Origin of the sequence: Xenorhabdus hominickii (assembly GCF_002632725.1) — a bacterium.
Classification (GTDB): domain Bacteria; phylum Pseudomonadota; class Gammaproteobacteria; order Enterobacterales; family Enterobacteriaceae; genus Xenorhabdus; species Xenorhabdus hominickii.
The window spans coordinates 89,367-96,072 of the sequence record NZ_NJAI01000007.1 but is presented as its reverse complement, the minus strand read 5'-3'; the positions used below and the strand labels follow the sequence as shown (position 1 = coordinate 96,072).

Below are 6,706 nucleotides of genomic sequence, written 5' to 3'. Positions count from 1 at the left end.
CAAACTTAAGCAGGAAAGAGAAATTATTCGACTTAAGAAGGAACACATAAAGGCGATAGAAAAACACAGAAAAACCCAAGATGAATTAATAGCTATAGGGAATAAACTTTCCCGATTGCAATCAAAATAATAAAACAATAAACACGTTTTAATTACAGCGCCATCGCTGGGGATTTGATCACCCTAAAAACGGGAAATAGAAAATGACACAATTAACTTTGCTTGAAAGAAAGCGAAAGGCATTAGTACACGCCAAATTGGATTCATTACAAATTAAATTCGGAACCCACACTGAGATAATCAAAGTAGGAAAGATTAATTATCGACTGGATTTAGGCGAGGAAATATTAACACAGGCTTTGATTAAATTCTTTGAGGATGAGTTAGATAACAATCCACATAAGCCACATGCGCTTATTAATACCTACAACTGCTTTATTACCAAGAACGGAAACTTAACCTCCAAAGGTGAGGATTTCATGACTCACCTTCTGGAATATGTCGCACAAAAAACGGAGCCAATAAAATGAAAAATGAAACCTATTTAGATTTTGCTAATACAGCCATCCAGAAAGAGAAAGAAGAGAAGTATGACCTTGCCGCTTCATATTGGGGAAAAGCCAGAAGTGTAGCCACCAGTATTAATGCTCAATTATGGTCTGAATACCGTCAGGAGCATAACGAAAAAAGGCATTTATTACATACCAGCTATAGCGCAGCAATAAGAACTCAGAAAGAAAACAGAAAAATAGCAGCAGTAAACAAACGAACGGCGGAGGTATTGGAAAGTCACCTCGAAAATCATCCTGAAACAAATAAGTGGAAACAAAAGTTTCAACAGGCGGAGGCTAATCATGACTGAATATGAACAAGCAAAGCAATTAGCACGGAATTTAGAACTGAAAGGCTTATTTCGCCGCGCCGCCAAAGCATGGGGAAATGCGCTCTTATTATCTCAGGATAAAAAACAAGAACAGGAATGTACCAAGAATAATCTGCGCTGTGTTCGAAAAGCAAAAATAACTCTTAGGGAGGGATTGTGATGGCAAAAATAAAAAGAAGTAAAACGCAACAAGGATTTATGGGAATGACCATCCCTCAAGGAATGCGCTTAGGAAAAGACGAAGAACGTGATTATTTAAATTCAAAAAAATATATCGCCAATTTCTCAACAGAAGGCGAATTCCTAAGAGTACCACTTAATAGAGCCATGCGACGTCATGCAAAGAAAATGAAGATTGAACTTAAGGAAGCAGAATAATGAGCAAGAAAAACGAATTAATTACTGTCGATTCAAACAAGCTGCCAGTGATCGAGTGGCAAGGCGTTCGTGTCGTTACCACTGAAACGCTGGCGACTGGGTATGGTACAGAACCAACAAACATCCGTTCCAATATCGCTAATCACCGCAGCCGCTTTCTTGAGGGTATTCATGTATTCACTCTTAAAGGTGATAACTTTCAATCATTTAAGAACCAAGGCAATAATATTGACTTGGTTAATAAACACGCAAATCAAATCACCCTCTTCACAGAGAAAGGTGCGGCTCGCATGTCGAAAATTCTTGATACCGATGAGGCATGGTCTTTCTTTGAAAAAATGGAGTCAGCTTACTTTCATCAGAAAAAAACCGCAACCAATCCCCTTGCCTTGCCCGGTGATTACATTGCAGCTCTGGAAGCATTGCTGACAACTGAAAAAGAAAAGGTCGTCATTACTCAAGAACGTGATGAAGCTCGCCGCACCAAATCACAGATCAGTCGCAGTCGTGAAGCTCAGGCACTCGGCAAACTCGGTGCTGTTACCCGCAAATGTAGAGAGCTGGAAGAACGCCTGGGTGAAAGCACAAAACACGCAACGGTTACGGCGGTGCAGAACGCCACAGAAAAAGAATACCAGTACGCCCCACTCCGCAAATGGTGCAAGGAAAACAACATCGAAGCGGTGAAGGTTCCTGACACCCGATATGGACATGTTAAGTCATGGCCTGCCGAAGCATGGCTGGCGGTACACGGTGTTGATCTCAAAAAACTGTTTGGCAAAAAGTGAGGTGATGGAAATGGAAAAGTACATTGTGACCTATTTGGCTAATTACCCTTGCGGGCATCGACACACGCTGCGTATTGCTATGGAGGCCCATGATGCAATGGAGGCTATCGCAAAATCACAGGCAGTATTCACTGACGAGCAGCTGACGTCAACTAATCACACGCTCTTCTCTGTCATGCCGGAAGGATTCAACAAAAACACGATTAGCAGTCTGGATGCATGCTCAAAGGCGGAGGTAAAGTCATGATCATTAACTCCAATTTATTACGTGCCGCACTGGTCTGTGTGGCTAAAAATGACCCGCGTTATTACCTGTGTGGGGTGAATATCACTCCAAAATATCTGGAATCAACAAACGGCTATGTCGCTTTTCGGTTAGAGCATGGCGTGAATACGCGCCGTAAAGCTATCGTGCAGTTTCACGGGAAGATCCCCAAGAAAGCAGACACAACGGAACTGCATTTCACCAAAGAACCTTATGCCGTTCACCGGGATATTGCCGGGATTCGGGTTGGATTCACCGTTTTAACCATGCTGGATGGTCGCTTCCCTGATTTAGACCGCGTGATCCCAAAGAAAGTGGAAAATGTTATTCCCCACTTTCAGGCTGAGTACTTGGCCTACCCCTACAAAATATTTGGGATTGATTCAAGACTCATCACCGTTTCCATGCACCCCTCCGGCATGACAGGCGCTTGCTTAATGAAGTTTGGCGACAACATCAATCAGCGTTATGGCAACCCTCAGTTTGTTGTCATGCCAACGCGGGTGTAAGGGGGCGTTTCAATGAAAATCGAATATCAGGACAAGGGCAACACAGCACAAATCATCCTTGCCAGCTTTATTACAGAACGCCGCTTACACAACCGTTGTGTTGATGCTGCCCTGTTAGCCACACCTGTTCGGGCTGCTTCTTCCGGGGTGTTTTTCAGAAGAACGGTGATCACAGGCAAAACCAATCACATGATGCGGGCTTACAAAACCATTTGCAGGGAGGCAGACCGTGACTAAGGGACACCGCCAGCGGGCAGACATTGACGATGTACTTGTTAAGGCCACATTCCACATTGACGACGGCAGGGATCACACGCAGCGGATTATCCACCGCATGAGACGTAACCAACATATTCATGAGGGCATCTGCCCTCTTCTGCCACCCGCGCCCAAAGTGGCCGAAGTGAAATTAACACCGGTGAAGAAAGCACGTAATAAGCGAGGTAAAGAATAATGATAAGCATCGATAACGCACAAAATGAAATTGGGTTGGCTGGTCATATTGATGACGGGAAAGAATGGGCGAGCGGGTTATTGAAGAAGGCAGATGAGCAGATTCAACAGGAAGAAAAATTACCAACAGTTATAGAGGAAGAGGCTGTCGATATTGAAGGCACCCAAATAACAGTCAAAGTTCTGGATACAGGGCAACGAGTAATAGACGCCCAGAATATACAGCAACTCTTTAACTGGTTGGAAAGTGGAGAGAATAACAATGATCAATGACGCCTTCCACCTCACCCAAATCATTGCTTCGGTCTGGGGTGATCCTGCTGATATCACCGAGGCAGTCTGGCAGGCAGGCTACCGGAAGCCAGAACGGGGAGAAAAGGCAATCGCTGAACTCACTATCGACATGATGAACGGGGTGCCCGATGAGGTGCCCTACTCTGCGAGACCAAAAAATTTGGATGATATTCTCACAACGGAATTGAACAGCATTATTTTTGAAGCGACATGGAGTGATAAGGCAACACCGGCAATGGTGGCGAAAACAGTTTTGGAGAACCGGTATCAGAAAGGAGGTAAATGATGAATCAATCACCTTATATCAAAACAGACGAACTGGCAGGCCGATATGGCGTAAAGCCACATACAATAAGATTGTGGTGCGGTAATGGGAAGCAAAAACGAGAAGGCTTCCCAAAACCCAGATTTAAATCCGACCAGCTTAACTTTCTGCGGCAGGATATTTTTGACTGGGAGAACGGGAAACAATTTTAGTCAACTTATCCCACCAGCGTTCATAGGCCTCTCTCTGCTCGTCTAGGTAGGTGTGCTTATCGTACACCTGCCATATTCCCGGCAATTTATGCCCCAGCATAATTTCAGCTACATGAGGTGATGTTAATTCGGAAATTTCAGTGCGCATAGTCCTACGCAAATCATGAATTGACCAGTGAGCGCAAGTAGGCAGGTAAGGAGCCATTCTTTTATTAAGAATTGTAATTATTTGAATGTATGATCCCCGAGCGAAGGGTTTTCCGCTAGATACTGTGAATAAATATGAACTTCCACCGTTTAATTTCTTTGCGTGCTCGATTAATTCTTTAGCTGCTGGAATGATAGGTCTGATTATGGGCTTCTTGGATCTTCTCCCTGTTTTATGGTTGGCGGGCGGAACAATCCAAACATTCTTCTCATAGTCAAAGTCGTTAACCTTGGCTTTCAACAGCTCACTAACGCGACATCCAAATAGCAGGCACAATTTTATTATTAATGCGTTGCGGGGGTTGTAGTCAGAAGCATTAATGAGTTTAAAAAGAACCACTAACTCTTCTTCATTTAATGTCCTTTCGCCCATCTCAGAATCGAGATCAGCATCCGCAGCTCTTCCTCCTAAATCACTTTTTTCCACATCAGATAATGGAGTTAAATTGGTCATTCCGCGCCGGACAGCCCATCTATGCGCAGTCTTGGAGTATGTCAATATGCGAGTGCCAATTGACGGTACTTGCTTGGAAATGTCTTCAATTAAGGCAAGCCAAACATGGAGCGTCACCTCATCATGAGGAAGTTTACCGATTTTAGGGAACACATGAATTTCGAAAGAACGCAAAATAGAATCAGCCTCAATTTTTGAGCCTTGCATTGTCGTCTTCCACCATTCTCGCATTAGTCCCTCTACGGTCACTGCGCTTAATGCAGACTCTTTGCGAACGCGTTTAACTATTTTAGGGTTACGGTGTTGTTCGAGTTCTCCTCGGTAAAAAGTGACAGCGTCACGAGCATCTTTTAAGCTGGTTGCAGGGTAAGTACCAATATCAATTCGATCTCCTTTGCCGTTCCATCGATACCTGAATTGAAATATGATTTTTCCTTTAGGGGTAACGCGAACAGATAAGCTATCCCTATCAGACTTAGTAATCATTTTCTCTTGGGGTTTACCGCTGGTGGAACGCAGCCATGAATCAGTAATTGCCATATCACTTTCCTCAAAAAATAATACAGCTTTTAATGTAGTTTATGTACTCACATATGTACATTTTTTTCATGATACAAGATGAATGTTTGTGACTAATGATGACTATAGCAAGCAATGGAATGGTTTAATTTAAATAAAAATCAAATGGTTGAATTTAAATATGTGATTATATGTGACTGCTCATGATTACGGATGACTTATTAAACGTATTCCCCAAAAAAATCATTTCGCCGAATGGCTAAGTTGACCGAATTTCGCGAAAAGTCGATATTGCCACCCCCTGAGACTAAATGAATTTCGATATCAGGATAGTTTTCCTTAAACTTCATTAAATTAGGAAGCAACCATTTCATCATGATTGTGGGTTCACAAGAAACAATTAACGGTGTTCCTTGGGATGTTTGTTGGAGTTCATCGAGTGTCGATGCTAGCAGTTCAAATGCTTGTTGGCAGGTTTGTTTGAGTTTTTCACCAGCAGGAGTCAAAAAGATCCCCCTATTTCTGCGTTCAAATAAAGTAATACCTAAAATAGCCTCCAATCGCCGGATTTGACGACTGACCGCTCCTTGTGTCACACATAATTCTTCTGCTGCTTTGACTAAACTTTGGTAACGGGCTGCCGCTTCAAATGCCCTCAACGAATTCAGTGGGGGTAGCTCTTTCATTACAATCCTTTATTGTTGATTTTTTCTCAATCATTTCAGCGTAAATTAATCGTTATTCTTTAGTCAAATAGATCAATAAAATAAGTTATCAAAATATGACAAGTGCTATTCAGAGGACATAATGACAGAGTTAATTGCTGTAGCCGTTATTACTATTCTTGCAGTTATCAGCCCGGGGGCTGACTTTGCAATGATCACCCGCAACAGTTATCTTTACGGCCGACGAGCCGGCATATTAGCAGCCATTGGGATAGCATCAGGTATATTGGTTCATGTTGCTTATACCATCCTTGGTATTGGTATTTTAATTGCGCATTCACCCAATATATTACTCGCCATAAAAGTTGCGGGAGCTATTTATCTTATCTACATAGGTTATAAGACGATCACATCAAAAACAGAAATTGATGTTGATATTAACTCAACAAAACAGGCTGCAATTACGGCGTTTAGAACGGGTTTTCTGACAAATGTATTGAATCCTAAATCGACACTTTTTGTTGTCAGTACCTTTACTCAGATTGTTTCACCATCCACCAGTATCGGCTTGCAAATGAGTTATGGGATTTTTATGTCTCTCATGCACCTTATCTGGTTTATAAGCGTTGCTGTTTTCTTTTCTCACTATAAACTTAGAGCTGCCATGTTAGAAAAACAAACCATACTTAATCGAGTCATTGGTGTCATTCTGATGGGATTCGGTGTTTCTTTGGGCGTGATCCCTATCGCCAATTGAGAAAGCAACCGTAAGGACATTGATTATGCCAATCAACTTTAATGCCAAAGAAAACAA

The 6,706-nt window shown here is 42.4% G+C and carries 14 protein-coding genes; 12 read left to right on the top strand and 2 right to left on the bottom strand.

Features of this window, described 5'->3' with window-relative positions; all coding sequences use genetic code 11:
- Nucleotides 1-203: 203 nt before the first annotated feature.
- From Xhom_RS49680 to Xhom_RS49630, 11 genes are read left to right on the top strand one after another with little or no spacing between them, the layout of a single operon-like run.
- Nucleotides 204-530, top strand: coding sequence for a hypothetical protein (locus tag Xhom_RS49680; RefSeq protein WP_069315735.1), 327 nt, complete (start codon nucleotides 204-206; stop codon nucleotides 528-530).
- The gene (locus tag Xhom_RS49675) at nucleotides 527-862 is read left to right on the top strand and encodes an ANR family transcriptional regulator (RefSeq protein WP_069315734.1); all 336 of its coding nucleotides are present in this window, start codon (nucleotides 527-529) and stop codon (nucleotides 860-862) included. The genes Xhom_RS49680 and Xhom_RS49675 overlap by 4 nt, the downstream gene beginning before the upstream one ends.
- Nucleotides 855-1,043, top strand: a complete 189-nt coding sequence (locus Xhom_RS49670) for a PerC family transcriptional regulator (RefSeq protein ID WP_069315733.1) — start codon at nucleotides 855-857, stop codon at nucleotides 1,041-1,043. Before Xhom_RS49675 ends, Xhom_RS49670 begins: the two co-directional genes overlap by 8 nt.
- The gene (locus Xhom_RS49665) at nucleotides 1,043-1,261 is read left to right on the top strand and encodes a hypothetical protein (protein ID WP_069315732.1); all 219 of its coding nucleotides are present in this window, start codon (nucleotides 1,043-1,045) and stop codon (nucleotides 1,259-1,261) included. Before Xhom_RS49670 ends, Xhom_RS49665 begins: the two co-directional genes overlap by 1 nt.
- Entirely contained in the window at nucleotides 1,261-2,049 is a 789-nt protein-coding gene (locus Xhom_RS49660) for an ORF6N domain-containing protein (RefSeq protein ID WP_069315731.1), read from the top strand. The genes Xhom_RS49665 and Xhom_RS49660 overlap by 1 nt, the downstream gene beginning before the upstream one ends.
- Before the next feature lie 10 nt (nucleotides 2,050-2,059).
- A complete protein-coding gene (locus Xhom_RS49655; RefSeq protein ID WP_069315730.1) occupies nucleotides 2,060-2,296 on the top strand; it encodes a hypothetical protein in 237 nt (78 codons plus the stop codon).
- The gene (locus Xhom_RS49650) at nucleotides 2,293-2,823 is read left to right on the top strand and encodes a beta clamp domain-containing protein (protein WP_069315729.1); all 531 of its coding nucleotides are present in this window, start codon (nucleotides 2,293-2,295) and stop codon (nucleotides 2,821-2,823) included. The genes Xhom_RS49655 and Xhom_RS49650 overlap by 4 nt, the downstream gene beginning before the upstream one ends.
- A 12-nt stretch (nucleotides 2,824-2,835) precedes the next feature.
- Nucleotides 2,836-3,060 carry a hypothetical protein gene (locus Xhom_RS49645; RefSeq protein ID WP_069315728.1) on the top strand — a complete coding sequence of 75 codons (225 nt, stop codon included), beginning with the start codon at nucleotides 2,836-2,838 and terminating at the stop codon, nucleotides 3,058-3,060.
- Complete coding sequence (locus Xhom_RS49640; protein WP_069315727.1) at nucleotides 3,053-3,277, top strand: hypothetical protein; 225 nt, start codon at nucleotides 3,053-3,055, stop codon at nucleotides 3,275-3,277. Before Xhom_RS49645 ends, Xhom_RS49640 begins: the two co-directional genes overlap by 8 nt.
- Complete coding sequence (locus Xhom_RS49635; RefSeq protein WP_069315726.1) at nucleotides 3,277-3,549, top strand: hypothetical protein; 273 nt, start codon at nucleotides 3,277-3,279, stop codon at nucleotides 3,547-3,549. Before Xhom_RS49640 ends, Xhom_RS49635 begins: the two co-directional genes overlap by 1 nt.
- Nucleotides 3,539-3,856 (top strand): hypothetical protein, encoded by a 318-nt coding sequence (locus Xhom_RS49630; RefSeq protein WP_069315725.1) that lies wholly within the window; start codon nucleotides 3,539-3,541, stop codon nucleotides 3,854-3,856. The genes Xhom_RS49635 and Xhom_RS49630 overlap by 11 nt, the downstream gene beginning before the upstream one ends.
- Nucleotides 3,857-3,994: 138 nt before the next feature.
- On the opposite strand, the gene Xhom_RS49625 is transcribed toward Xhom_RS49630, so the two are convergent.
- Both Xhom_RS49625 and Xhom_RS49620 read right to left on the bottom strand, forming a co-directional pair.
- Nucleotides 3,995-5,248 (bottom strand): tyrosine-type recombinase/integrase, encoded by a 1,254-nt coding sequence (locus Xhom_RS49625; protein ID WP_069315724.1) that lies wholly within the window; start codon nucleotides 5,246-5,248, stop codon nucleotides 3,995-3,997.
- Nucleotides 5,249-5,448: 200 nt separating this feature from the next.
- Entirely contained in the window at nucleotides 5,449-5,913 is a 465-nt protein-coding gene (locus Xhom_RS49620) for a LysR family transcriptional regulator (protein ID WP_069315723.1), read from the bottom strand.
- A gap of 121 nt (nucleotides 5,914-6,034) precedes the next feature.
- On the opposite strand from Xhom_RS49620, the gene Xhom_RS49615 reads away from it, so the two are divergent.
- Entirely contained in the window at nucleotides 6,035-6,649 is a 615-nt protein-coding gene (locus tag Xhom_RS49615; RefSeq protein WP_069315722.1) for a LysE family translocator, read from the top strand.
- Nucleotides 6,650-6,706: the final 57 nt, after the last annotated feature.